This window comes from Streptomyces sp. NRRL S-495 (genome assembly GCF_000966955.1).
GTDB classification, from domain to species: domain Bacteria; phylum Actinomycetota; class Actinomycetes; order Streptomycetales; family Streptomycetaceae; genus Kitasatospora; species Kitasatospora purpeofusca.
In genome coordinates this window covers 1-2475 of the sequence record NZ_JZWY01000170.1, presented here as the reverse complement: position 1 = coordinate 2475, position 2475 = coordinate 1, and the positions used below count along the sequence as shown (strand labels likewise).

Annotated in this window: 2 protein-coding genes and 1 pseudogene; all 3 read left to right on the top strand. The window is 73.1% G+C overall.

Features of this window, described 5'->3' with window-relative positions; genetic code table 11:
* A partial coding sequence (locus tag VR45_RS11035; protein WP_045939527.1) for an amidohydrolase occupies nucleotides 1-1471 on the top strand: 1471 nt, incomplete at its 5' end.
* Between the two features lie 183 nt (nucleotides 1472-1654).
* On the top strand, nucleotides 1655-2329 hold the full coding sequence (locus VR45_RS11030) for a hydrolase (protein ID WP_045939526.1): 675 nt from the start codon (nucleotides 1655-1657) through the stop codon (nucleotides 2327-2329).
* Between the two features lie 20 nt (nucleotides 2330-2349).
* A pseudogene (locus VR45_RS11025) lies at nucleotides 2350-2475 on the top strand (DoxX protein); the annotation flags it as partial.

Below are 2475 nucleotides of genomic sequence, written 5' to 3'. Positions count from 1 at the left end.
GCCCACCCCGGCGGAGCTCAACGCCGCCGCGCCGGACACCCCGGTCTTCGTCCTGCACCTCTACCAGTCGGCGATCCTGAACCGGGCCGCCGTGCGCGCGGCCGGATTCACCCGCGACACCCCTGATCCGCGCGGCGGGCAGATCGTCCGGGGCCGCGACGGCGAACCCAACGGCGTCCTGCTGGCCGCCCCCGGCGCGCTCGTGCTGTACTCGACCCTGGCGAAGGCGCCCGCGCTGGACGAGGCGGACCGCAAGACCTCCACCCGGCACTTCCTGCGCGAGCTGAACCGCTTCGGCCTCACCTCGGCGGTGGACGCCGCCGGCGGTTTCCAGAATTTCCCCGACAACTACGCCACCGTCATCGAGCTGGCCCGCGAGGGGCTGCTCACGCTGCGCATCGCCTATCACCTGTTCCCGCAGACGGCCGGACAGGAGCTCGACGACCTGCGCCGCTGGGTCGAGACGGTGCGGCCCGACGAGGGCGACGAGTGGCTGCGGCTGAACGGCGCGGGGGAGAACCTCACCTGGGCCGCCGCCGACTTCGAGAACTTCAGCGAGCCCCGGCCCGAGCTGGAGGCCGGCTACGAGGGCCGGTTCGAGCAGGCCGTGCGGCTGCTGATGGAGCATGGCTGGGGCTTCCGGCTGCACGCGACGTACGACGAGACGATCCGGCGCGACCTCGCGGTCTTCGAGAAGCTCGCCGCGGACGGGCTGTTCCCGGCCGGCAGCCGCTGGCTCTTCGACCACGCCGAGACCGTCTCCCCGCACAGCCTGGACCGGATCGCCGCACTCGGCGGAGCGATCAGCGTGCAGAACCGGATGTCCTTCCAGGGTTCGGCGTTCGTCGACCGCTACGGTGCCGCGGCGGCCGCCCGCACCCCTCCGGTGACCGAGATGCTGGCGCTCGGCCTGCCGGTCGCGGCCGGCACGGACGCCACCCGGGTCTCCTCCTACAACCCCTGGGTGGCCCTGCACTGGCTGGTGACCGGACGGACCGTCGGCGGTCGCGCGCTCTACCCGCCGCAGCGGCTGCTCTCCCGGGAGGGCGCGCTGGAGCTCTACACCCGCGGCGGCGCCCGGATCACCGGCGAGGAGGAGGTGAAGGGGCTGCTGAAGGAAGGCTTCCTCGCGGACTTCGCGGTGCTCTCCCACGACTACTTCACCGTCCCCGCCGAGGACATCCCGCACATCGAGTCCGTACTCACCGTGGTGGGCGGCCGGCTCGTCCACGCGGTGGCCGAGTACGAGGGCCTGGACGAGGCGGCGCCGCCGATCAGCCCCGCCTGGAGCCCGGTCGCCCGCTTCGGGGGATACCAGGCCTCGCCGCCGCCCTCGGCCTCCGGTGCCCGGCAGGGCGACCGCCTGGCCGAGGTGGCGGCCGGCGCCGAGGAGCAGTACCGGTGGCGGCTCGCCCGCGGGCTCGAACCCGCCGGCCCGGCCGGCTTCGTCGACCCCTGCTACGGGGGCTGACCCACCGCTCGCCCGTCCGACACCACCCGGCCGGCATACCGAGCCCGACCTGACCGGACCGGCATACCGAGCCCGACCTGACCCGACCGGCATACCGAGCCCGACCGGCATACCGAGCCCGACCCGACCGACAGACCTGACCCGGCGGTCCGAATCCGACCGCCCCCTCTCAAGGAGTTGACCGTGACCGACCTCGCCTTCGACCTCGCCGACGTCTCGGCCCGGCCCAGCCCGGACCTCATCTCGCCCGACAACGCGCTGATGCTGTTCGTCGACCACCAACCGCAGATGTTCTTCGGCGCCGCGAGCGCCGACCGGGCCGGGGTCATCAACGCGACTGTCGGTCTGGCCAAGGCCGCCCGGGTCTTCGACGTCCCGGTGGTGCTCTCCACCGTCGCGGCCGAGTCCTTCTCCGGCCCGATACTGCCGCAGCTGCGCGCCGTCTTCCCGAACCACGAGGTCGTGGACCGCACCTCGATGAACGCCTGGGAGGACGCCGCGCTGGTCGAGGCCGTCAAGGCCACCGGCCGCCGCAAGATCGTGCTCTCCGGCCTCTGGACCGAGGTCTGCCTGGTCCTGCCGGCGCTGTCCGCGCTCGCCCAGGGCTACCAGGTCTACGTGGTCGCCGACGCCTCCGCCGGTGTCACGCCGGCCGCGCACGAGCACGCCCTCCAGCGGATGACCGCGGCCGGCGCGGTGCCGGTCACCTGGCTCCAGGTGCTGCTGGAGCTCCAGCGCGACTGGGCCCGCACCGAGACCTACGCGGACACCCTGGACGTGGTCAAGGAGCACGGCGGCGCGTACGGGACGGGCGTGGTCTACGCGCAGTCCATGATCGACCCGCACGCCGCGGGCTGAGCGGGAAACGGAACCGGACCATGGACACCGGTCTGCTCATTCTCCGCCTGGTGACCGGGCTGCTGATCGCCGGCCACGGCATCCAGAAGGTCAGCTTCCGGCTCGACGGCAGCGGCCTGGCCGGCGGCACCGAGGAGTTCCGGCAC